Below are 22958 nucleotides of genomic sequence, written 5' to 3'. Positions count from 1 at the left end.
TGCGCTGATTAAGCTAATTAAATTTAACCGAACTAAAAAAAATGAAAAAACATTACTCATTATAAGACTGGACTCAATCGGGGATTACATTTTGTTTAGAAATTTTCTTGAGCTCGTTAGAAAATCAGAGAAGTATGGCGACTATAAAATTACTTTGTGCGGAAACTCAACGTGGAAAAATCTTTCTGAAACCTTTGATCGCAACTTTGTAGATGAATTTATCTGGCTGGACCGAAAAAAATTTTACTTTGGTTTTGTATACAAACTAAATTTCCTTAAAAATATCCGCCAGCTTGGCTTTAATACCGTAGCCGTTGCTACACATTCCAGGGAAATTTTATTTGATGATACGATAGTGAATGCATCGAATGCAAAATACCGCATAGGTACTTCCGGATCGGGAGAAGAGTTTACAAAATGGAAAAGGTCTTTACTTACAAATTCATTCTATACTGAATTAATTGAAATTTCTGATAAGAACTCATTTGAATTTAAAATCAATCAAGAGTTTTTTAGACAATTACTCGGGACTGAAATGACAGTAACAAAACCAGCCCTTGACACTTCCCCACTGCTAAATGACGAACGAATTAAGAATAAATATGTGGTTTTGTTTCCCGGCTCTAATGATCCTTTGCGGATTTGGTCCGCAAAGAATTTTAAAGTTGTCGCGGATTTTATTCTGAAGGAAACTGATTTTGATATTGTCATATCTGGCTCGGCAAAAGAAAATAAATTTTTTGAAATGATCGCATCTAAAACCAGCGCGGAAAGATTTATCAACCTGTTTGGTAATTCATTAACCGAACTTGCGAAGTTATTAGCAGAGGCAGAACTTCTGATTTCAAATGACACGAGCGCTGTTCATTTTGCCGCCGCCGTTGATACGCCTTTTATTTGTATATCAAACGGGAGCTATTTCGGGAGATTTAATCCTTATCCTGAATCCGTTTACGATAAAGGAATTCATATTTACCCGGAAGAAATAACAAAAAGAATTTCTGACAAAGATTATTTAAAACAAAAGTATAGATATTCTTCTGATATAGATATTAATAAAATAAAACCGCAAGTTGTGATTGAAATAATTAAAACTTTTCTGAACAGTAGATGAGAATATCCTCGATCATCATAGCTAAGGATGAAGAATTGAACATCGGCAGGTGTCTTTCCAGTCTTTCAGAATGCATTGATGAAACCATAGTTATTATTGATGAAGACTCTTCAGATAAGACAGAAGAGATTGTAAAAAGTTTTCAAACAGTCAAATACTACAAACTTAAATGGCAGGGCTTTTCCAAAACCAAACAACACGCTGTTTCGCTTACAACGAATGACTGGATATTGTGGATAGATGCTGATGAAGCACTTACCCGCGAATTAGAAAAAGAGATAGACAATTTTAAAAGCACCAAGCCTAAACTGAATGCTTACTCAATGAAACGAAGATCCTATTTTCTCGGCAGGTGGATTAAGCACAGCGGCTGGTACCCGGGAAGAGTAACCCGCCTGTTCAACAAAAACTTTGTTAGCTTCAGCGAGAATGATGTGCATGAACATCTTGTTGTTAATGGCGAGACTGGTCAACTAAAAAATGATCTTGAACATTTTACAGACCCGACGATCAGTCATTATTTTCAAAAGTATAATAAATACACATCTCTCGCTGCTGAGGAGATGTTTAAACGCAATAAAAATTTTTCTATACTTGACGTAACCTTAAGACCTTTTAGTCTGTTTTTCAAAATGTTTATTTTTAAAGCCGGATTCCTGGATGGTTTACAGGGATTTATTCTCGCAGTCTTTTCTTCCGCTTATGTGTTTACAAAATACAGTAAGCTGTGGGAATTAAATAGAAAGGATAAATAATTGGAAAACCAAAATGAACTTTTATTCATGCAGCTTGTTATGCAGAATCAGCAGATCGCTCTTATGCTTTTGGGAAAAGAGGTAAACCCTGTGACAAATAAATCGGAAGTGAATCTTGAACATGCAAAGTATACGATTGACATGTTAGATATGCTTGAGATCAAAACTAAAGGGAACCTTACCGACTATGAAAACAAATTCCTGAATGAAGTGATAAGAGACCTGAAGCTAAAGTACCTTGAAGCAAATAAAAACGAATAAAAAATTTTCTTAAATAATTAGCCGGATGTAGTATGGTCATAGGAATAATAGCTAACATAACAAAAGAGAGAGCTTATACTATTGTATCTATGTTCATCGACAAGCTAAGCAGCAACGGGTTTAGTTTTCTGTTGAGTGATTCTCTGAAAGGTAAAATAAGCAGCTCTCCCAAAAAGTTGAAGCAATCTTTCTTTGTAAGGAATGATCTGCTCTGTAAAAAAAGCGATATAGTAATTTCAATCGGTGGTGATGGTACAATGCTCGCCACCGCATATCAGGCACAGTTTTATGATAAGCCAGTGCTTGGAATTAATCTTGGCAAGCTCGGTTTTCTAGCTGAAGCCGATATTCATCAAATTGATACTCTGATAAGCGAAATAAAAAAAGGCAGATATACAATTGATGAAAGAGTTGTTGTGACCGGGATTTGTAAGGGTCACAAAGTAGAACATCTTTTTGCAATAAACGACATTGTGATTGATAAAGGCGGCTGGCCTAAGATGATTGATCTTACCGTAAGAGTGAACAATGAATATGTGACCACATTTGCTGCTGACGGATTGATCATCGCAACACCAACCGGATCAACAGGTTATTCATTATCTGCCGGCGGACCTATTGTCAGTCCAAGCGCAAAAGTAATTACTCTTTCACCTATTTCTCCACACAGCCTTACTGTACGTCCCTTAATACTTCCTGATGATCAGACCATAACTATACTTACCGATTCACTGCATAAAGAAGTGCAGGTAAATTGTGATGGACAGCGGGTCTTTGCATTCCCTCCCCCGCTTGAGATTGAAATTATAAAAAGTAAAAGACCGCTTAAACTTGTACACACTTCACTTACAAATTATTATGAAACTCTAAGAACAAAATTGTTATGGGGTGTTGATGTGCGGAAAAACCTTCTTGATAAAAAATGATCAGTTTAAAATTTTATTAAAGTGTTTAAAACAAAAAATCCCGCCGAAGCGGGATTTTTTAACTCCAATACTTTTAAATCTCAACTTCTTCTAGCACAGGCAGTTGAATCTTACGAACATCAATCTCACGGATTTTTGATTTACCATTCTTTCGTTCGGTAACAGGAGCGGGCTGCTTAACGTTCTTCTTTTCCGGATTATTTTTATCCTTATAGTTTTTATAAGCGTAAACTTTCTTTTTATAGTTACGCAGAACTATCCTGTCCTCATCGTGATGAAGAACATAATTCGGAAGGATTGGAATCTTTCCACCGCCGCCAGGTGCATCAATTACAAAGTGGGGAATTGCCAATCCGCTTGTATGACCACGAAGGTTCTCGATAATATTAATTCCGGTTTCAATTGATGTGCGGAAATGATTAGCTCCTTTGGTTTCATCAGCCATATACATGTAATATGGACGAACTCTTATCTTTAACAACTTCTGCATTAGGTCTTTAATAACTGCAGGGTCGTCATTAACATCTTTCATTAAAACAAGCTGGTTGCCTACAGGAATACCGGAATCAGCCAGCATCTCACATGCTTTCGAACTTTCCGGTGTAATTTCCCAGGGATGATTGAAATGTGTATTAACATAAATGGGGTGATATTTTTTCAGCATCTCGCAAAGCTTTGGTGTAATTCTTTGCGGAAGCACACATGGCATTTTGGTACCGAGACGTATTATTTCAATGTGCGGTATTTCTCTTAATCTCTGAAGTATTTTTTCCAGCATTGCATCTGTAAGCATTAAAGGATCACCGCCGGAAAGAATAACATCCCGTATTTCGGTGTGCTGTTCAAGATAGTTGAAAGCACTTTCCAATCCTTTCATGGAAATTTTTTCATAGTCGCCGACTTTTCGTTTTCGTGTACAAAAGCGGCAGTACAATCCGCATTGACTCGTTACAAGAAAGAGCGCTCTGTCGGGATAACGATGAGTGATGTTTGGTACCGGGCTCATTGCATCTTCCATCAGCGGATCTTCTTCAGCGTCAATATCTTCCAGTTCGGCTTTGCTTGGTACGCATTGACGCCAGATTGGATCTCCGGGATATCGAATAAGGCTTAAGTAGTAAGGATTGATTCTTGCCTGAAAAAATTCATCCAGATCTTCTGCTGTCTTTCTGTCAATATTGAATTTTTCCACAAGCTGATCGACAGTGTGTACACTATCTCTTACCATTTGTTGCCACAGTTCCATGACTAATCCTTATGATTGTTTTTTATAAACTGAAAAACTTTCCGAATACGATCAGGTTATCACCTTTACTATAAAAATCATTGATCTGCGCTACTATCGAGTAATTATTTCTCAGATAAAAATTTCTTGTCGCCTGATAGCTTTCTTTGGATGAAGTTTCAGCAAGCAGCCATCTTCCATTGTTATCAACTACAAACTTTTCTGCATGTTCAAGTAATTCTCTGCCGATTCCTTTTACAGTTGCCTTCTGATCAGAGACGATCCAGTATAAATCATAGACTCCATCAGTAAGTGGTCTTCTTCCAGTGCAATGATATCCAAGCACTTCATCATTAAAATCGTAAACATATATGTTGTAATCGGTCTGAAACTCATTTGATGCAGCAATATTGACTAACTCCATCGCAACATTTACCTCATTATCGGTAAAATTTGGAATCGTGCTGAGCAGTCTTTCTATTCTTACTGCATCATCCTGCTTTATTTTTCGTATCATTCTTTTTTCTTAACAGAGCAAAGTTCGCAATTGTATTCAGCAGTTCATGATATTGTAATCCTGCTGCCGAAGCTGCTCTGGCAAATCCCGAATCAGTTGATATGTCGGGATTCGGATTAACTTCGATAACAAAAGGCGTTCCACTTTCACTTAATCTTAAATCCACTCTTGCATAATCCCTGCAGTTCAATGCTTCGAATGAAGCAAGCGCGGTTTCTTCAACTAACTTTCTTACTCTTGAATTTAATTTTGCCGGACATTTTGGTTTGGTATTATCGTAATACACGCTGTCTGATATCCACTTACCATCGTAAGTAACTATCTTCGGCATACCATCAGGCAATCCTTTAAACTCAATTTCAGAAACCGGAAGAACACTGCTTCCAAGAACTGCAACGTTCAATTCTCTTCCCACGATGTATTCTTCAACTATGACATCTTGCTTATATGTGTCAAAGAGAAACTTCAATTGCTTTTTCAGTGAATTAAAATTGTTGACTACAGAAAATTCAGATATACCTATGCTGGCATCTTCATTAAGAAGTTTTAAGATTACAGGAAATTTCAGTTTGAAATTTTTAGGAAGGACCTTTTCAGGATATTTTATGGTGAGATATGCCGGAGTAGGTATATTGAACGATTGTAAAATTTTTTTTGCTCTGTCCTTATTCAAACAATTTGCCAGGGTTGAAGGAGGATTTCCTGTATATGAATAACCAAGCAGTTCATAAACTCCTGCCATACAGTATTCATAAGTCGCAATTCCTTCTACCGACTCGACAAAATTAAAAATTATATCAGGATCATTCTGGTTTATCCTGTTTATCACCCTGGAAATATTTTTATCAACCGCGAGCGATTCAACTGTCGAATAATTCATCGAGAGGCTTTTTTTAATCAAAGCCATTTCTCTTGAAAAACTTTTTTCTGAAAGATCATCCTGCTCAATGCCGTGCTTTTTCGGTTTGCCGTTGTATACAGAAAAAATGCTCACCGGCGAATTGTAACAGATCAGAATTTTTGCGTTTACTTTCATATCAGCTTATATCTCATTGCGGCTGAATGCAGCACTTTATTAATCATATCAGTGTAATTTAATCCGGCGGTCCGGGCTGCTTTTGGAAAACATGAATTTTCTTCCGGGTTAGGAAGTATTCCCGGCAAAGGATTTACTTCAATAATATTCGGTTCACCTGATTTATCGAGCCTTACATCTATGCGGCTCCAATCCCTGCATCGAAGAACATTGTAAGTGCGCAAAACATTTTCTTTAATTTTATTTTCAAGCTCAGTGCTGATTTTTGCAGGGCAACTAAAAACATCAAGAGGATTTTCTTTCGTATCCAGTATCCACTTTGCTTCATAAGAATATATAGGAACGAAGTCATCCGGAAATTCATTAAAATTAATTTCGACTATAGGAAGCACCTGAGCATTGCTTCCGTTACCAACTACGGCAACTGTAAATTCTCTTCCGGGTAAAAACTCTTCAACTAATGCGGGCTGGTTATACTCAGTGTTGATCCTGTTAATTTCACGGTCAAGCCCGCTGTTGTCCTTAACAAAGGATGTGGAGAAAATACCTTTACTGGATCCTTCCCAAAGCGGTTTGACTATAAGCGGAAATGAAAGATTTGCTTTCTCAACCTCGGCAATGGTAGACGCGACCACAAATTTTGAATTCGGAATTTTGTGGTAGGATAAAATTTCTTTTGTCCGTGCCTTGTCAAGACATGTTGCAAGTGTAAGTGTATCGGAGCCGGTGTAAGGAATGTTTAACATCTCAAGCATTGAAGGGATCTGAGCTTCCCTGCTCACTCCATAAAATCCTTCGGCAATGTTGAAGACGATGTCAGGTCTGGTTTGAAGAAATTTATTGTACGCATTTTCATTCGCTTCAATCATTGTTACGTTATGATGAGCTTCGATTGCGGCTTTAACAGCATTGATAGTCTCCCACGTATCCCACTCAGCGTATGTGTCAACAGCTTTTTGCGGTTGTGTTCCGTCATCTTTTAAAACAGGGGATAAATTTTCAGGGAAAGTTTCACTTTCGGGTTTGACATTGAAGATTAATGCAACATTCAGTCTTAAACTAAACGAGGGAGATAAAATAAATTTTCCTTTAAAATTTTTTTAGCAAATATAACTATTAAAAAATATAAGTCAACAAGTTTTGATGTGAGTGAAAAATATTTTTGCTCACGGAAATATTTTAAAAATATTTCTACATGAAATTTTAATGAAAATATTTTATTAATCAAGAACTGTGACGGAACATGAAAAATAAATTTTTCCGGTCTTCATCAGGCAATCCGGGCGTACTTAAGATTTTCTTTGTGATGTTGAATGAGTGACTCACGGAGAATTTTATTTTCATCTTTCTCAAGATGGGGATCAGATTCGATTTTACTGAACGCCGATGATTTAGCTTTACTTAAAAGTTCAATGTCATCAGGCAGCGTTGCATGTATGAGTTCGGGAAAACCTGTCTGCTTCTTACCGAAGATATCTCCCGGTCCTCTGAGTTTCATATCAACTTCAGCAATTTTAAATCCATCCGAACACTTTACCATCGTATTGAGCCTGATAGATGTTTTCATCTTTTCGATTTGTGATGAAGACAGATACTCAATGTCCTTTTGCTTAATACCGCTTCCGATAAATTCTTCCTTAGTGACAAGGATACAATAAGCATCCGCAGTGCTTCTGCCGACACGCCCTCTTAGCTGATGTAACTGAGATAATCCGAAACGGTGAGCATCATTTATAAGAATGATATTAGCGCCGGGAATATCAATCCCTACTTCAATCACTGTGGTTGATATGAGCACATCGTACTTTTTTAATTGAAATAAAATCATCTGCTCTTCTTTTTCTTTCCAGTTCATGCGTCCGTGAATTAACCCGACTTTAATATCTTTAAATACAGTCGCCGATAATTCGTCATAATATTTTTGTGCCGCTTTAAGTTCCAACTTTTCGGATTCTTCAACTAAAGGATAAACAATGAATGACTGCACTCCCTCTTTACTTTTATCAATAATGGATTTATAAATGTCCGGCAGCTTGCCTTCATCACGAAGCAACGTCTTAACAGGTTTTCTTCCTTTCGGCAGTTCATTTATGATTGAGAGATCAAGATCACCATAAACTGTCATTGATAAAGTTCTGGGGATTGGTGTGGCGCTCATGACAATTACATCAGGAGTTTTTCCTTTGGCGACTATTTTTGCCCGTTGCTCCACACCGAAGCGATGTTGTTCATCAACTACAATTAACCCGGGATTACGGAATTCAACCTTTTCTTCAAACAATGCGTGAGTGCCGATGATTATATCAGCTTCAGATAACTCCGTTCTCATCTGTTTAATTTCTTTTTGATTTTTCATCTGCCCGCCGAGAAGAAGGCTCACTTTGATCTTGTGTTCAGGATATTTCTCATTCAACCTCAACATCATTGAAGCGATATTTTTTGCATGCTGATCAGCTAATATTTCAGTTGGAGCCATAAGTATTGATTGATAACCATTATCAACGGCTATTAACATTGAGATCAATGCAACAATTGTTTTTCCGCTTCCGACATCACCCTGAAGAAGCCGGTTCATTGGTTCGTTACTTGCCATGTCGTTTTTTATATCAGTCAGAGCGTGAAGCTGCGCATCTGTCAGTTTGAATGGCAGTAGTTCCAAAAAAATTTTTATAAGGTTGGATTTTATCTTTAATGAATTACCGGTCTGTTTGGTTTTATAGTTATATTTTTTTAGTGCGACCAATATTTCGATAAAGAATAATTCTTCAAACTTCAGCCTGTGCTTTGCATCGGATAATTTCTTAAGACTTTCAGGGAAGTGATAGTTCTTTATTGCTTCTTTGAGGTTAAGCAATTTGTGCTCTGAAATAATTTCCGAAGTGAGGCTTTCTGAAATATGATCAGCATACTGTTCAACGGCGTTACTTAAAATTTTCCGCATACTTAGGTCGCCAAGATTCCCGCTTCGCAATTCTTTTGGGATTCTGTAAAACGGAATGATCTTTCCTGTGTTCAATAAATTCTGTGATTCTTCTTCGGATATTCTGTCATAGTCGGGGTGAGTAAACTGAAGTCCGCTGTATTTTGAAATAGCCGGTTTGCCGGACACCGCAAAGATATCTCCCTCTTTAAAAACATCCTGAAAATATTTTACACCCTGGAACCACACACATTCAAAATACCCTGAAGAATCTCTCATCTGTATTTTCAGGATTTCTTTTTTGCCGAACCTTCTTTTTTCTTTATCAACTACTTTTCCAATTACAGTAAGCTCACCGGCAAAACCGTTCATCACATAGCCATAAGCTTTTGCTGCTGTTAATGTTGTTGTTCTGTCAAGATGTTTTGAAGGGAAGTACTGAAGCAAATCGTAAATGGTTACTATCCCGATTTTTTTAAATGCTTCTGTGCGTTTGGGTCCGACAGATTTTAAATACTGTATCGATTGATTAAGTATATCAGGTTTTGTTGAATTCATTGATTGTAAATTAAATCAACTGAGATGTAAATACAATAATTCAAAAGGATTCTCAAGTTCTAATTTCAAAAGATGTCACGCTGAATTTATCTCAGGGTCTTTTTTGCAAAATGCCCAAATAAATTTAAAATCTTCTTCAGTTTAACAGATCCCGAATGGCAGTGCCATCGGGATGACAAATTGTGAAGCCGGGTCACTACCCAAGAATTAATTTACTGAATATCACATTACAATTATCTAACTTGAAGCTAAATAATTTTAACCTTGGGCAACTAATGATTAAAAATTATAGCAGAACAGTTTTCTTTATCTTATTCTTACTCTTAATCTTTATCAGCAATTCCTGCAAAGAAGACCCACCGGTTATACCGCCGCCGCCACCGCCGCCAGTTCTCAAGGATACACTTACAGTTGCCGTCATCGATGTCACGCACAGAAGCGCTTCGCTTAATGTACAATGTACAATGAACAATGTACATTCACTGGTGAGGTTATACAGATTGTTTAACAGCAATGAAACTCTCGTATCTGAATTCCCGATAACAGTGCACGATACAACCATAATAGATGATAACAATGGAACTGGTTTACTGCTAAACACAAATTACTTTTACTACGCTGTAAGGATAGACACACTTGGTGAAAGAAAAGACAGCAGCAACCTTGTTGAAGCAGTAACACCTGATACCACCAGCCACAACTACACGTGGCAGGAAATTATCATAGGCGATGCTGGCTATAGCAATGCGCTTTATGATGTGTGGGGTACAGATGAAAATAATGTTTGGGCTGTTGGAGGATTAATGATAGGTGGAAAGTTCTATGGGGCATTACACTGGAATGGTATAGAATGGATACCAGATAGCACTGTTGCTGGTTATGCAATCTATGGATTCTCGCCCGAGGACATTTGGGTTGTCGGTGGTTCTGTGTTTCATTTTAATGGAACAATTTGGGAAGATTATACCAATAGAGATCGTGTTCTGCATGATAATCAAAATTATACCTCCGTCTGGGGTACAAGTAGCAGCAACCTGTATCTTGGAAATGAATGGGGAAAAATAATTCATTGGGATGGCAGTAAGGCGAGTGTTGTTTACGATCAAACAAGTGTTGCACTCACTGACCTATATGGATATAATTCTGAATTCATAATCGGGTGTGGTAGTTTATTAGCACCACCTGGTGTCGCAATAAAATATTCTTCCGGTTACTGGACCCAGATTGCAGCACTAAATACTAACCGGCTTATGTATTCGGTTTATATAACAAATCCTACTGAATACTATGTCGTTGGACAAGAAGTAATGAGATACCGGAACGGACAGTGGACAAATATATTATCAAACAGCTCGGTGATGCTGACGATAAGAGGTAATAAAGAAACCGGTGAAATAGCAATAGCTGGTCACTTTAGTACTTTGTATCACTTCAATGGAAGCACGTGGAAAGAATTTCAGTTTTCACTTACTCAGTATACACCAATAGAATCGGTGTATTTAACTAATAATAAACTATTCGCTGTTGGTTCCTTTGGCAACCAGGCAAGAATAATTATTGGAACCCGAAACTAATCTCACTCCATCTTCATATCGCGGGTCATAAGATCAGTTGTGGCTTTGACTGGATCTTTATCTTCAAAAAGAATTTTATAAACTTCATCTGTGATCGGTGTTTCAACTTCGTAAGATTTTGAAAGCTGTGATGCTGATCTGCTTGTTTCAACTCCTTCAGCAACCATTGTCATTGTTTTTAAAACTTCTTTTAGTTTTTTGCCCGCGCCGATTTGTTCACCTACATACCTGTTCCTGCTGTGGCGGCTCATGCATGTAACAATAAGATCGCCCATTCCTGAAAGTCCGGCAAATGTTTCCGGCTGCGAACCCATTGCAACACCGAGCCGGGAAATTTCTGCAATGCCTCTTGTCATTATAGCGGCTTTAGTATTATCTCCGAATTTTGCGCCGTCGATAATTCCCGCTCCAATCGCGATCACATTTTTAAATGCGCCTCCAAGTTCAACACCAAGTATATCAGTTGATGCATACACCCTGAAGTACGAAGTAATAAACGCCGCCTGTATTGATTTGGACGTCTCCGCACTATTTGATGCAGCAACAACCGCAGTTGGAATTCTTCTGCTTACTTCTTCGGCGTGACTTGGTCCTGATAAAACTCCTATCTGCTGTTCATCAAGTGAAGGGAAAACATCTTTTAACATTTGCGACATTGTGAGCAGAGATTTTTTTTCAATTCCTTTTGCAACACTAACAAGTAAAGAGTTTTTAATGTTAGATAGTTTTGTTTTTTCAACAACACTTCTTAAAAACTGGGAAGGCACTGCAAGCACGATCATGTTCTTATCAGAAGTTGATTCCTCAAGATCATGATTTATATTTATTTCATCAGGGATTTGAATGCCGGGAAGATAAAGATCGTTTACTCTTTTTTTATCGAGAGTTTTTGCGTAGTTCTTTTTATACTCCCACAGAGTAACATTATGTCCGTTATAATGAAGAAGAACTGCAAGAGTAGTTCCCCATCCTCCTGCACCAAGCACAGAAATTTTCATCAGTTAAATTTGATTATTTCTTTTTAGCAAAGCTAAGTTTGCTTTCGCTGCCATTTAAAAGTCTTGTTATATTTTTTTTGTGTGTAAAGATAACAAGAAGTGAAACAGCAATTACAAAAGGAAGAAGTGTGTGATATCCGGGAATATCTACATTGAAAATATTTTCCCTTACTACAAGCGCAACAGGAACAGTAATAGCTCCGAGTATAGAACCAAGAGAAACATATCTTGAAATTGTAACAACAAGAACAAATACACCAACAGCAATAAGCATATCAACAGTTATGATCATCAGTAACATGCCGAGTGCGGTTGCAATTCCTTTCCCGCCTTTAAATCCTGCAAAGACTGTCCATATATGTCCGATAACAGCGGCGATACCGGCAATTATCTGAACCAATGTAAAATCATCAAACGGTGTTGCGTTTTCAAAAGGCATTGAACCGTAATGAAGTCTTGCAACAATAACAACTGCAAGTACACCTTTAAGTGCGTCAAGCATTATTACAAAAATTCCATGTTTCCAGCCAAGCACCCGCATAACATTTGTTCCGCCCGCATTACCGCTTCCATGTTCACGGATATCAATTCCTTTAACTGCTTTTGATACGATTATACTTGTAGGTATGGAACCAATTAAATATGAGAGGATAATTATTGTTGCTAATAGAAACATTCAAATACCTTTAATTTCAGCGTGAGTCAAAACTAACTATTAAACTAATTACTTTCAATAATATTTTATAAAGAGCAATTATTACACAATGCGGATTATTTCAACATATTATCGAAAATTTTTTTCAATTATTTAGATGATGATCTGCGAATTACGTTTCGGCAAACCAGAATATACTATATATAGTATACTGCGGAGAAAATTATACCTTAGAAACCTGTTTTTTTTATAGGCAGTATTAGCTATATTTGCACACAAAATTGCAGGAGTAAAAAATGGCTAAAACACAGACATTTGCCGATAAAGCTAAATCAAAGAAAAAAGCAGAAGGTATAAGTGTCAAGTTCATTAAAACCGTAAAAACCGGTAAAGGCACTTATAAATTCAATGAAAAATTTGTAAAGCTGGATGATATCAGTAAGGTTACTGAGTTAAAATAAACTTCAAATTAAGCGGTATTTACCGCTTTTTTTGTATCCCGCCCCAGAATTAATTGTCCCCATCTTGCTTTCTACCTTAAAAATTATAAATTGTTTTTCACAGGCTGACATAAGATAACCGCCCGTAATGAAAAGGTTTAATCAGGTTATCAAAATGTAATTGTTAAAATAATATGCGAATGATAAGGAGAAAATTTTTATGATTAGCCCAAGAAAAATGAAGTTTTACAATCTGAGGAATATTGATCAGGTCCCTCAAATAAAATATCTGAGTAATGATGAACGTTTTGCACTGGAAGTTGTTGCTAATGTCTTACCATTCAGAACAAACAATTATGTAGTTGAAGAACTTATTGATTGGAGTAACATACCTGCCGACCCAATATACCAGCTGACGTTTATGCAGAAAGAAATGCTCACCGAGAATCAATTCAATCGTATGGCTGATGCGTTAAGGGAGAAGGCGCCGCCAGGGAAAATAAAAGAATTGGCTGATGAGATCAGATTAGAACTCAATCCTCACCCCAGCGGTCAAATGACCATCAACGTACCCTCAATGGAAGATGAACCTGTACCCGGCGTTCAACATAAATACAAAGAAACCTGTTTAATATTTCCTTCAACCGCGCAGACATGTCATGCTTACTGCACATTCTGTTTCAGATGGGCTCAGTTTGTTGGAATGAATGATTTAAAGTTCGCGACTGATGAATCAAATAAATTCCAGAATTATATCAGAGAGCATAAAGAAATTTCAGATATACTTGTTACCGGTGGTGATCCGATGATAATGAGTGCGGCAAATCTTAAAGCATATCTTGAACCGTTACTTAATCCGGAATTCGAACATGTAAGATCAATACGTATCGGGACTAAATCCGTTGCTTACTGGCCTTACAAGTTTGTAACTGATAAGGATGCGGATATCATTCTAAAACTATTTGAACGAATTGTTAAATCAGGTAAACATCTTGCAATTATGGGGCATTACAATCACTGGGTTGAACTATCCACAGATATCGCAAGAGAAGCTATTAAAAGAATAAGAAATACCGGGGCGCAAATAAGAACACAATCCCCTTTGATAAAACATATTAACGATGATCCTGATGTATGGGCAAAGATGTGGAAAGATCAGGTAAAGCTTGGATGTATTCCATATTATTTTTTCATTGAAAGAAATACCGGAGCTAAAGCGTATTTCTCAATTCCGCTTCATAAAGCTTACAACATTTTCAGAGAAGCATATTCAAAAGTATCGGGATTAAGCAGAACAGTAAGAGGTCCATCGATGTCTGCATTACCGGGTAAAGTTGCTATCGAAGGAATTTCAGAAGTAAACGGTGAAAAAGTTTTTGTGCTTACATTATTGCAGGGAAGAAATCCTGATTGGGTTAAACGCCCCTTCTTTGCAAAGTATGATAAACGCGCTGCGTGGCTGACTGATCTAAAACCGGCTTTCGGTGCTGAAAAGTTCTTCTACCAGGATGAGATGAATGAAATTGTCAGAAGAGGAGTAGGTCAGATTTATTTTGATAAACAAACCGAACCTGTATCGGCTGGATTAGTAGCGTAGTATTTTTTTGAAGGAAGTTTGAATTTCTAAAATAAAAATTAAGCGACTTCAAACAATTCAAGACTCAGACTTCCTTCAAGTTTTAGTAACCTGTCTTTAATATTAATCCCTGCAGAATAACCACCAAGTTTTCCATTTGCTTCAATCACTCTGTGACAAGGAATTATTACGGGGATAGGGTTTGATCCATTAGCTTTACCGACAGCCCTTACTGCATAAACATCACCGGTTCGTTCAGCTAATTGTTTATATGATATTGTTACGCCATACGGAATTTTAATTAATTCATCCCACACTTTTATTTGAAATTCCGTGCCTTCAATATCAAGTGGTATATCAAACTCTTTTCTTTCCCTGTTAAAATATTCTTTAACCTGATTGTAAACACCCAGCATATAAGGATCATCCTGTTGAAGTTTTATCGCATCATTTGAAATCAATTTATCATAATTACCAATAAATATTTTTTTTAATCCTCTGTGGGATGTTAAAGCAGTGAAGGGAATTCCCTGAATGACAAAAGACGATTGATAAGTATTTGTGATCATAATTTACTTAACATTTTTTATTAAGATAAAAAAAGGAAGCAATGATTCAACCACTGCTTCCCTCAATAAAAACTATGGATCAGAACTATGACTAATTAGCCTGCAACAACTTCGAGTGCAGGGTTAACATCTCGTTTAAGTAATCCTTCAATTGCATTAAGCGTTCCGCTAATTGAACTCGGGCAGCTTCCGCAAGCACCCTGGTAACGAATCGTGACTGTAAATCCATTTAAACCTAATACTTCAAGTCCGCCGCCATCACCAGCCAGTGCGGGACGAACTCTCTGATCAAGCAATTGATTTATTTGTTTTAATAACTCACTTGCATTTTCGTCGAGAGACTTTATTTCCTTCTCAGCAGGTATTTGTGCTTTATCAAAATTTTTAATGAACTCGATAAAAGGTCTTTGTATTTGTCCCCAGTTATGCTGTTTGGATTTTTCAATCGTAACAAATTTGTCCATATAAAAAACAGAAACAACTCCGTCAATTTCAAAAATACCATTTGCGAAAGGGTCATCCTGTGCGGATTGTTTATCAGGGAATTGTCTTGTTTCAGCAGTTAATAATTTTTCATTCAGAATAAATTTTAATGCATGCGGGTTTGGGGTTAAATCAACGTCTTCTACCATTAACATATAATATCTCCTTAGTAGAATTTAGGACAAAAATAATCTTTAATATTTACTACTTCAAGTTTATAAAAATTTAACTGCAAAAAATCAACCCAGTTGTTTTTTCAAACGGGAAATTTCATCTTTTAATGCTGCCGCTCTTTCAAACTCAAGTTCTTTTGCCGCCTGGTACATTTGTTCGGTCAGTTGTTCAATCAAATCTTTTTTCTGGTCAATACTCATATACTTTAAAACAGGCTCAGCTACCTTTGAAAAACTGAAGCTCTCTTTTTCTTCCTTCTTTCTTACATCAGCAATTGAAGTTGAAGAAAGAATTTCTTCCATACTTTTATAAACCGTTTGCGGTGTAATCTTATTCACTTCGTTGTATTCAATCTGAAGGATTCTTCTTCTGTTAGTCTCATCAATTGTTTTTTTCATGGAATTAGTAATTATATCAGCGTACATAATCACTTTGCCGTTCACATTCCTTGCTGTTCTTCCTGCGGTCTGCATTAATGATCTTTCACTTCTTAAAAACCCTTCTTTGTCGGCATCGATAATTGCAACAAGTGAAACTTCAGGAAGATCAAGTCCTTCTCTTAACAGGTTAACACCAACGAGCACATCAAATTCACCCAGACGAAGATCACGGAGTATTTCAACGCGTTCAAGCGCATCAATATCACTATGAATGTAACGCACCCGGATATTTATTTTATCAAGATAATCGGAAAGATCTTCTGCCATTTTTTTTGTAAGAGTCGTAACAAGAACTCTTTCCTGTCTTGCCGCACGGTCTCTTATTTCTTTTATAAGATCATCGATCTGTCCTTTGATCGGGCGGACTTCAATTTCAGGATCAAGAAGACCTGTAGGACGAATAATCTGTTCAACAATTATACCGCCGCTTTTTTCAAGTTCATAATCAGAGGGTGTCGCGCTGACAAAAATAACCTGGTTAAGCATGCTCATAAACTCATCATACTTCATCGGTCTGTTATCAAGTGCTGATGGAAGACGGAAACCATGTTCAACAAGAGTTTCTTTTCTTGCACGGTCGCCATTGTACATAGCACGCAATTGCGGAACGGTTACATGAGATTCATCAATTATCAATAAAAAGTCTTTAGGGAAATAATCAAAAAGATTATACGGTCTTGAGCCAGCCGCACGTCCATCCATGTGTCGTGAATAATTTTCTATACCTGAACAATATCCTATCTCTTTCATCATTTCTATATCAAATTTTGTACGCTGTTCAAGACGCTGTGCTTCAAGATATTTTTCCTGTGAACGAAAATATTTTAATCGTTCATCAAGTTCTTCCTCAATGGTATAAATAGCTTTTTGAGTCTGCTCGCGGTTTGTAACGAAATATTTTGCGGGATAGATCGGGGTTGAATCAACTTCTTTCAGCACATCTCCTGTGATTGAATCAATGATTGAAAGTTTTTCAATTTCATCATCCCAGAATTCAATTCTTATTGCTTCATCATATTGATAAGCTGGTATTATTTCAACAACATCACCTCTGGCTCTGAACGTTCCGCGGTTAAAGTCTGAATCATTACGGACATAGTGAATATCTATCAATTCTCTTAAAAGTTTTTTCCTTTGAATCTGCTGACTTTTTTTCAAAAAGATAATCTGATTTGCGTATTCCTGAGGCGCACCGATGCCATAAATACAACTTACACTCGCAACAATAAGCACATCGTTGCGCCCTTCAATTAATGAGGTTGTTGCTTTGAGTCTGAGCCTGTCAATTTCTTCGTTGACTGAAAAATCTTTTTCTATATAAAGATCACTCGATACAACATAAGCTTCCGGCTGATAATAGTCATAGTAGCTTATAAAAAACTCCACGGCATTTTTGGGAAAGAATCCTTTAAACTCGGAGTACAACTGAGCGGCAAGAGTTTTATTATGTGAGATTATCAGGGTCGGTTTATTAATTTCAGCGATGACATTTGAGATTGTGAATGTTTTTCCGCTGCCTGTTACACCAAGCAACGTCTGAAACTTATCCCCTCTCCTGATTCCCTGTTCAAGCTGTTTAATTGCTTCAGGTTGATCGCCGGAAGGTTTGTAATGTGAAACGAGTTCAAACTTTTCTGACATTATTCAATCTCAACTGCGTGGGCATGAAATCCGCTTTGGGTCAGGTGACCTTTTAGAACAACTATTGATGCACCATTTAAACCTGATGGAATTTTATCGGCATTCACCTGAACAACAGATTTGTTCCGGTCTTCAGCAAAAAAAACTGCACCCCCATCAGGTGTGCTGGTGATGCCTCTGTCAATTACCAGCACAACACGAATATCTTTAACCGCATTGTTGTTAGGGTCAAAGTCTGAAAACGATCCCAACCCTTTCGATTTTGTAAAGTATACTGAATATATAAGATAGGCTCCTGCAATAAGCAGTAATGGTAAAATTAACTTTTGAATTTTTTTCATTTTAGTTTTTGAGTTGTTAATAAAAATTGTTTTCAATTTAGTAATTTTTGTTGTAACTATTCAATGGAATTGTCGTAGTAATAATCAGCTTTTGGAAAGAATATGAATACAGATAAAAAAATAATTTTTACAGGGGGAGTATTTGGATTTTTCGGAGTTGCATTAGGTGCCTTTGGCGCTCACGGATTAAAGAATCTCCTGACTCCTGAACTTCTGGAAGTTTTCAGGACTGGTGTATTGTATCAACTAATTCACTCAGTTGTAATTCTAGCGATTGGCTTATCCGGCAGAAAAGAGTTTAACGTTGCTGCAATATTTATGAGCGTGGGTATTATTTTGTTTTCGTTTTCACTTTATGCTTATACTTTGTCGGGAGTTAAAATAATTGCAATGATTACTCCGGTTGGCGGAGTATCATTTCTTGTTGGCTGGCTTCTGATAATCATTAAAGCCGTTCATAATAAAACTATTAGTTAACCATTTTTAACTGCTCTAAGTTTAAAATAAACTTCTTCAGGCGAAAAAATTCCGGAGAAAAATCTTTCATACATAACAGGTTCAATGTTTACGATAATATCCATCCACTTTAAAGCTGAGAAATGAGATGTGATAAATTTTTTCTCCAGCACTTCAAATTGCGCACCGGTTTCATAGTTTGTGCGGTGATTTAATTTCCATTTCTCATAAAACTTAAGTTTCTTGTTTCCTATATATTCATAGTTATCAAACGTTCTTATTGAAAATGGAATCTTATGGTCCGGGTCACCAAAATATTTTGTATTAAGAAAAAATGGCGCATAGACTATCAGCAACCCGTTTGGTTTTAGAATCCTGTAAAGTTCTGTAAGAGTTTTATTAAAGTTATCTATATGCTCAAGAACATGCGACGCATAGATTTCATCAAATGTGTTCGCTTCAAAAGGGTACGGGAATGTGTTGATGTCGTGGATCATATTGCCGCCATAATCAACAATATCAATATTGATGTAACCTTCTTTAATATCCTTTCCGCAGCCGAGATTTAGTTTTTTACTCAAAATTTTTCCAGTAGAATTTATCCGTGAATAGAAGGATGATTCGGAAGTCGTTTGACGATTTTTGCTTCAATAGTAGAGAGTTCATCAAGTCTAACCTGAACTTCCTTATCATCAAAATAAAGCTTTGCTAATTTAATAAATGTAACATAGTGGCCCGCCTCCGATGCTGCGAGGTCTTTATAAAATTCTTTAAGTTCATCATCAGGGATGTTTTCCCCCAGCAGTTGCAGCCGTTCACATGATCTTGCTTCTATAAGACCCGATACAATCAGCCTGTCAAGCATTCGTCCTGGTTCACTTGTCCTAAGGTGTGTCATCAATTCTTTTACATAAGGATCGCCTTTATCCTTGCCGAGAGTGATTCCCTTTGAATTCAGAATCTGAATTACTGACCGGTAATGCCCGATTTCTTCTTCAATCAGATCTGACATTGTTAACGAGATCTCAGTATACTCAGGATAGCTGGACAAAAGACTCATTCCTGTTCCTGCAGCTTTCTTCTCACAATGCGCATGATCCATAATGACTGCATCAATGTTTGATATCGCAGTCCTTATCCATTCATCATTAGTAGAATTTTTCAGACACAACATTAATATTAGAACCCGAATAATACAGAAAGCGTAAACTGAAGGTTATTAATGCTTCTCGCATTCGCAACCACAGTTTTATCATCTGAAGAATTGTAGAGCGGATCTTTTTCATCGTTTAAAGAAGTATAGGCATCAACTCTGTCAAATGAGGGTACGCTTTTATATTCTTTGCCAATCGGGTTAACCAGGTTATAGTGGATACCTGCATCAAGAGTCATAACCGGGCCTAAGGAGATTTCGACACCTCCACCGAAACCAAACCCGATCCGGGATTCGGATGGAATCTCGTAGGTTCTGCTCGGCACTCTTTGAACTCCCTGGAATGAAACTTCCCCGGAAATTGTGTTAAATGCCACATTTGCGTCAACGTATGGAGTTATTGGAACCATTGGAATATTTATTTTGAATTCAGGTCCGACTCTCAAAGACAAAATCTTATGTGAAAGTTCAACCTTATCCTGTGTGGATGTCGCATTACCGTCATTTGAGAAGCTTGAATAATCCAGCTCTCCCTTTAATGAGATTGATAAGACTTCAACTTTTGCCTTCAGGTGAAGATTGAAACCGGAACTTAACCCGTACTTGGTACCATTATAAAATTCCGTTGTATTCCCGCTATAATCCCCTGAAGGTGTTACGTAACCTAAACCGCCTCCGACTTTGACTGACAATTGGGAAAAAGTTAACGACGAGAAAACAATTGTGATCAGGATAGTAAAAATGGATTTTTTCATAGTTAGTTCCCTTTCTGATTCAACTTGCCTTAAATTACACTTTTTAGAGATTGAATAAAACTGACTACTGAAATCTTGTTTTAACTTTAAAATAAAAAAACCCGGCTATTGACCGGGTTAGACAGTTAATCTACTTAACTCAATTTAATGTTATAACAGGGAAATTGACTCCCTTTAGTGTGATCTCCTCGACTTTTAATTTGGCAACACCTTTACGGAGTATCCCTAGTTCAATTGCAGCTGCTTTGGATAGATCAAGCTGTCTGCCGTGAATGTAAGGTCCGCGGTCATTGATTCTTACTATAACCGATTTTTCATTTTTCGGATTAGTAATCTTCAATAAAGTGCCAAATTTTAGTTTTTTGTGTGCTGCTGTATACGCCATTTGATCATAAATTTCACCATTTGCAGTTATTTTACCGTGAAATCCAGGTCCGTACCAAGAAGCTTTCATGTCGCCTATGCTGGTAAAGTCGATCAATGATGTATTGGGTAAGTTCTCTTCTTCATTAACTGGAATTGTTTCTGTATCCATCACCGGTTCTGCTGAGACCGTCTTTTCTGACTTAACAATTGTGAATCCGACCAGTGATATCATAACCAAGATTAAGAACATCTTCGTTAATGATTTCAATAAATACCTCTCTAATTATTGTTTGAATTTGACACCTCAAATTTAAGGGTGGTGTTCTGAACAAACAATCCGGGCAGAGGGTGCCGCCTAAGGTATCAGATGTTTCAAATATTCGACCTTAATGGCTTTAAAGTCGAAAACCTGAATCGTATCGCAACTCATTCTTCATCTTTGCAGGATCATCTTCTTTGTTCGGGTGAATTCTCGTGAACTGATCTGATAAAAATAGATACCCGAAGCCAGTCCTTCTGATTTGAACTCGACTTCATACTCTCCCGCAGTTTGTTCCTGATTAACAAGAGTTTCTACTACATTACCGAGAATGTCATAGACTTTAAGTGTAACAAGTCCCGAAACCGGCAGCTCATACTTTATCTTTGTGCTTGGGTTGAACGGGTTTGGATAATTCTGACCGATGTAATAATATTCCGGCTTTGGATACTCATAGTGGATATTGACCAATTCCGGCTGGTACAGATCAAAGAACTTTTGAACTGTAATGGCTTTTTTCTTTAACTCTGCCACACTTTGAATATTGTCTGAACCTCGAGCTATAATTATCGCAATTACAACTTCCTGTGTATCTCCCGGGGCAAAAGTTATTGGGCCGAAACCCATTAACAGACGACGCTCACCTGGAGCTGGACCCATTTGCCATCCAGGGCCTTCATACCAACCTGTACCTGCAACGGGATCTCCTGATAGACAAAAGTGAGTTGCTATTCCGGTGTTTGGATCAATAAAAGGAGTGCCATCCCACACATAACCTTTCAAATAATTATACCATTCAATTGCACCTGGACCTGGGAATGGTCCGATTGGGGGATTAACTTGAAATGTAAATGACGACATATCTATATTTTTGAATCCATTTATCCATCCACGTTTAAATCTTGCGCTATCAGTTCCTAAACTTTCAATTATTGGTCCTTGAACTAATCTATATCCCACTGACGGAGGTTGATTGCCATATGAATTTCCAGTGCCATCACCATCTTCACTATCTCCATTGTAACAATATCCAAGGTTAAGAATTGTATCACATCCGATATAGTCATCATTTGCGTCACCAAGATCGGGATCTGACCAGTAACCGAAGTACATACTATCAACTAAATTATTTCCCTTATTAATAATTCTATACTTTTTGAACACAACATCATTTAACACTCCCGCATTCTTAAAAGCGTAGACTGTCGTTTGAAATTCAAGTCCTATTGGAAGTGTTCCAAATGTAAATGTTGCTCTTGCAGGATCAAGATCATTTGCGACGTACCATAAGACTTCATCACCCTCAAATAATGGTTGATCAATAGTTTTGCTGAACTTTCCGTCATTGTTGTAATCATAGTAAAGTGCGCCATCTTCAACAGGCCATTCTTCAAAATCTTTTCTGTAGGATTCTCTTAAAGCTAAGGGTAGTTCATTCCAATCCTTCCTGATTTTATAAACTCTGTACCTGGATTGTGCCGGTTCATCTGCAATTCCGTGGCTAACTATTTTCCCAGCCTGTAATCCCTGACGATGTGTGTTCCCGTTAAAATATATTTCTCCGTTTATTTTTCCTCCCCAAACCAAACCATCTTCAAATACTGCGCTCTTCAATGCATTCTCTCCGCCAGGCCAGTAGAACCCGTTGCCGTCTGTATATGGATCGTGGGAGCCATCTCCGTTGTTGGATACCCACATCTTGATATTATTAATTGAGATATAATTATAGTGGTCGTTAGCTGTAATTTTTTGTGATGATTTCTGTG

General features: G+C 37.3%; 24 protein-coding genes. 8 read left to right on the top strand and 16 right to left on the bottom strand.

All coding sequences use genetic code 11. The features are described 5' to 3' along the window. Positions 1-91: 91 nt before the first annotated feature. From IPM56_19260 to IPM56_19245, 4 genes are read left to right on the top strand one after another with little or no spacing between them, the layout of a single operon-like run. Positions 92-1114, top strand: a complete 1023-nt coding sequence (locus tag IPM56_19260; GenBank protein QQS36347.1) for a glycosyltransferase family 9 protein — start codon at positions 92-94, stop codon at positions 1112-1114. Beyond that, positions 1111-1869, top strand: a complete 759-nt coding sequence (locus tag IPM56_19255; protein QQS36346.1) for a glycosyltransferase family 2 protein — start codon at positions 1111-1113, stop codon at positions 1867-1869. The genes IPM56_19260 and IPM56_19255 overlap by 4 nt, the downstream gene beginning before the upstream one ends. Beyond that, positions 1870-2130: a DUF1844 domain-containing protein gene (locus IPM56_19250; protein ID QQS36345.1), complete on the top strand. Its 261-nt coding sequence runs from the start codon at positions 1870-1872 to the stop codon at positions 2128-2130. It begins immediately after the preceding gene. Between the two features lie 32 nt (positions 2131-2162). Continuing rightward, complete coding sequence (locus tag IPM56_19245; GenBank protein ID QQS36344.1) at positions 2163-3056, top strand: NAD(+)/NADH kinase; 894 nt, start codon at positions 2163-2165, stop codon at positions 3054-3056. 73 nt (positions 3057-3129) lie between these two features. On the opposite strand, the gene IPM56_19240 is transcribed toward IPM56_19245, so the two are convergent. The 5 genes from IPM56_19240 to recG all read right to left on the bottom strand — a co-directional run bounded on the left by IPM56_19240 (position 3130) and on the right by recG (position 9312). Then, positions 3130-4302: a KamA family radical SAM protein gene (locus IPM56_19240; protein ID QQS36343.1), complete on the bottom strand. Its 1173-nt coding sequence runs from the start codon at positions 4300-4302 to the stop codon at positions 3130-3132. Between the two features lie 22 nt (positions 4303-4324). Next, complete coding sequence (locus tag IPM56_19235; GenBank protein ID QQS36342.1) at positions 4325-4798, bottom strand: GNAT family N-acetyltransferase; 474 nt, start codon at positions 4796-4798, stop codon at positions 4325-4327. Then, positions 4773-5834, bottom strand: coding sequence for an ATP-grasp domain-containing protein (locus tag IPM56_19230; GenBank protein QQS36341.1), 1062 nt, complete (start codon positions 5832-5834; stop codon positions 4773-4775). Before IPM56_19230 ends, IPM56_19235 begins: the two co-directional genes overlap by 26 nt. Then, positions 5831-6886, bottom strand: a complete 1056-nt coding sequence (locus tag IPM56_19225) for an ATP-grasp domain-containing protein (protein ID QQS38360.1) — start codon at positions 6884-6886, stop codon at positions 5831-5833. Before IPM56_19225 ends, IPM56_19230 begins: the two co-directional genes overlap by 4 nt. Positions 6887-7104: 218 nt before the next feature. Further along, complete coding sequence (recG, locus tag IPM56_19220; GenBank protein ID QQS36340.1) at positions 7105-9312, bottom strand: ATP-dependent DNA helicase RecG; 2208 nt, start codon at positions 9310-9312, stop codon at positions 7105-7107. Between the two features lie 275 nt (positions 9313-9587). Here recG and IPM56_19215 point away from each other — a divergent pair, with 275 nt between their 5' ends. Further along, positions 9588-10886 (top strand): hypothetical protein, encoded by a 1299-nt coding sequence (locus tag IPM56_19215; protein ID QQS36339.1) that lies wholly within the window; start codon positions 9588-9590, stop codon positions 10884-10886. Between the two features lie 2 nt (positions 10887-10888). Here the strand turns inward: IPM56_19215 and IPM56_19210 are convergent, their stop codons facing one another. Both IPM56_19210 and plsY read right to left on the bottom strand, forming a co-directional pair. Next, positions 10889-11884 (bottom strand): NAD(P)H-dependent glycerol-3-phosphate dehydrogenase, encoded by a 996-nt coding sequence (locus IPM56_19210; GenBank protein ID QQS36338.1) that lies wholly within the window; start codon positions 11882-11884, stop codon positions 10889-10891. Between the two features lie 13 nt (positions 11885-11897). Further along, positions 11898-12560, bottom strand: a complete 663-nt coding sequence (gene plsY / locus IPM56_19205; GenBank protein QQS36337.1) for a glycerol-3-phosphate 1-O-acyltransferase PlsY — start codon at positions 12558-12560, stop codon at positions 11898-11900. A 275-nt stretch (positions 12561-12835) separates the two neighbouring features. Between plsY and IPM56_19200 the strand changes: the two genes are divergently transcribed. After that, positions 12836-13000: a hypothetical protein gene (locus tag IPM56_19200; GenBank protein ID QQS36336.1), complete on the top strand. Its 165-nt coding sequence runs from the start codon at positions 12836-12838 to the stop codon at positions 12998-13000. Between the two features lie 199 nt (positions 13001-13199). Continuing rightward, positions 13200-14576, top strand: a complete 1377-nt coding sequence (locus IPM56_19195; GenBank protein ID QQS36335.1) for a lysine 2,3-aminomutase — start codon at positions 13200-13202, stop codon at positions 14574-14576. A gap of 38 nt (positions 14577-14614) precedes the next feature. Here IPM56_19195 and IPM56_19190 read toward each other — a convergent pair whose 3' ends face one another. From IPM56_19190 to IPM56_19175, 4 genes are all read right to left on the bottom strand, one after another. Continuing rightward, positions 14615-15124, bottom strand: a complete 510-nt coding sequence (locus IPM56_19190) for a methylated-DNA--[protein]-cysteine S-methyltransferase (GenBank protein ID QQS36334.1) — start codon at positions 15122-15124, stop codon at positions 14615-14617. 95 nt (positions 15125-15219) lie between these two features. Further along, positions 15220-15762, bottom strand: coding sequence for a NifU family protein (locus IPM56_19185; GenBank protein ID QQS36333.1), 543 nt, complete (start codon positions 15760-15762; stop codon positions 15220-15222). Between the two features lie 84 nt (positions 15763-15846). Beyond that, positions 15847-17862, bottom strand: coding sequence for an excinuclease ABC subunit UvrB (uvrB, locus tag IPM56_19180; GenBank protein ID QQS36332.1), 2016 nt, complete (start codon positions 17860-17862; stop codon positions 15847-15849). Beyond that, positions 17862-18203, bottom strand: a complete 342-nt coding sequence (locus IPM56_19175) for a hypothetical protein (protein QQS36331.1) — start codon at positions 18201-18203, stop codon at positions 17862-17864. Before IPM56_19175 ends, uvrB begins: the two co-directional genes overlap by 1 nt. Before the next feature lie 102 nt (positions 18204-18305). On the opposite strand from IPM56_19175, the gene IPM56_19170 reads away from it, so the two are divergent. Beyond that, complete coding sequence (locus IPM56_19170) at positions 18306-18680, top strand: DUF423 domain-containing protein (GenBank protein QQS36330.1); 375 nt, start codon at positions 18306-18308, stop codon at positions 18678-18680. Here IPM56_19170 and IPM56_19165 read toward each other — a convergent pair. The 5 genes from IPM56_19165 to IPM56_19145 all read right to left on the bottom strand — a co-directional run bounded on the left by IPM56_19165 (position 18677) and on the right by IPM56_19145 (position 21852). After that, positions 18677-19240: a class I SAM-dependent methyltransferase gene (locus tag IPM56_19165; protein QQS36329.1), complete on the bottom strand. Its 564-nt coding sequence runs from the start codon at positions 19238-19240 to the stop codon at positions 18677-18679. The two genes, IPM56_19170 and IPM56_19165, sit on opposite strands and share 4 nt — an antisense overlap. A gap of 17 nt (positions 19241-19257) precedes the next feature. Continuing rightward, positions 19258-19833, bottom strand: a complete 576-nt coding sequence (locus tag IPM56_19160; protein ID QQS36328.1) for a tRNA-(ms[2]io[6]A)-hydroxylase — start codon at positions 19831-19833, stop codon at positions 19258-19260. Between the two features lie 5 nt (positions 19834-19838). Further along, a complete protein-coding gene (locus IPM56_19155) occupies positions 19839-20567 on the bottom strand; it encodes a porin family protein (protein ID QQS36327.1) in 729 nt (242 codons plus the stop codon). A 139-nt stretch (positions 20568-20706) separates the two neighbouring features. After that, positions 20707-21183, bottom strand: a complete 477-nt coding sequence (locus tag IPM56_19150) for a septal ring lytic transglycosylase RlpA family protein (protein ID QQS38359.1) — start codon at positions 21181-21183, stop codon at positions 20707-20709. A gap of 183 nt (positions 21184-21366) precedes the next feature. Next, entirely contained in the window at positions 21367-21852 is a 486-nt protein-coding gene (locus IPM56_19145; protein QQS38358.1) for a T9SS type A sorting domain-containing protein, read from the bottom strand. Positions 21853-22958: the final 1106 nt, after the last annotated feature.

This window comes from Ignavibacteriales bacterium, assembly GCA_016700155.1.
Classification (GTDB): Bacteria; Bacteroidota; Ignavibacteria; order Ignavibacteriales; family Ignavibacteriaceae.
The sequence above is the reverse complement of the archived record's forward strand: the minus strand, read 5'-3'. Positions and strand labels throughout refer to the sequence as shown.

Coding starts and splice junctions, on each gene's coding strand:
- IPM56_19155 (QQS36327.1), bottom strand. CDS start 20,567: ATGAAAAAATCCATTTTTACTATCCTGATCACAATTGTTTTCTCGTCG.
- IPM56_19240 (QQS36343.1), bottom strand. CDS start 4,302: ATGGAACTGTGGCAACAAATGGTAAGAGATAGTGTACACACTGTCGAT.
- IPM56_19190 (QQS36334.1), bottom strand. CDS start 15,124: ATGATCACAAATACTTATCAATCGTCTTTTGTCATTCAGGGAATTCCC.
- IPM56_19235 (QQS36342.1), bottom strand. CDS start 4,798: ATGATACGAAAAATAAAGCAGGATGATGCAGTAAGAATAGAAAGACTG.
- IPM56_19170 (QQS36330.1), top strand. CDS start 18,306: ATGAATACAGATAAAAAAATAATTTTTACAGGGGGAGTATTTGGATTT.
- IPM56_19150 (QQS38359.1), bottom strand. CDS start 21,183: ATGTTCTTAATCTTGGTTATGATATCACTGGTCGGATTCACAATTGTT.
- IPM56_19230 (QQS36341.1), bottom strand. CDS start 5,834: ATGAAAGTAAACGCAAAAATTCTGATCTGTTACAATTCGCCGGTGAGC.
- IPM56_19175 (QQS36331.1), bottom strand. CDS start 18,203: ATGAAAAAAATTCAAAAGTTAATTTTACCATTACTGCTTATTGCAGGA.
- IPM56_19215 (QQS36339.1), top strand. CDS start 9,588: ATGATTAAAAATTATAGCAGAACAGTTTTCTTTATCTTATTCTTACTC.
- recG (QQS36340.1), bottom strand. CDS start 9,312: ATGAATTCAACAAAACCTGATATACTTAATCAATCGATACAGTATTTA.
- IPM56_19210 (QQS36338.1), bottom strand. CDS start 11,884: ATGAAAATTTCTGTGCTTGGTGCAGGAGGATGGGGAACTACTCTTGCA.
- plsY (QQS36337.1), bottom strand. CDS start 12,560: ATGTTTCTATTAGCAACAATAATTATCCTCTCATATTTAATTGGTTCC.
- IPM56_19200 (QQS36336.1), top strand. CDS start 12,836: ATGGCTAAAACACAGACATTTGCCGATAAAGCTAAATCAAAGAAAAAA.
- IPM56_19245 (QQS36344.1), top strand. CDS start 2,163: ATGGTCATAGGAATAATAGCTAACATAACAAAAGAGAGAGCTTATACT.
- IPM56_19195 (QQS36335.1), top strand. CDS start 13,200: ATGATTAGCCCAAGAAAAATGAAGTTTTACAATCTGAGGAATATTGAT.
- IPM56_19255 (QQS36346.1), top strand. CDS start 1,111: ATGAGAATATCCTCGATCATCATAGCTAAGGATGAAGAATTGAACATC.
- IPM56_19185 (QQS36333.1), bottom strand. CDS start 15,762: ATGTTAATGGTAGAAGACGTTGATTTAACCCCAAACCCGCATGCATTA.
- IPM56_19145 (QQS38358.1), bottom strand. CDS start 21,852: ATGGGTCCAGCTCCAGGTGAGCGTCGTCTGTTAATGGGTTTCGGCCCA.
- uvrB (QQS36332.1), bottom strand. CDS start 17,862: ATGTCAGAAAAGTTTGAACTCGTTTCACATTACAAACCTTCCGGCGAT.
- IPM56_19160 (QQS36328.1), bottom strand. CDS start 19,833: ATGTTGTGTCTGAAAAATTCTACTAATGATGAATGGATAAGGACTGCG.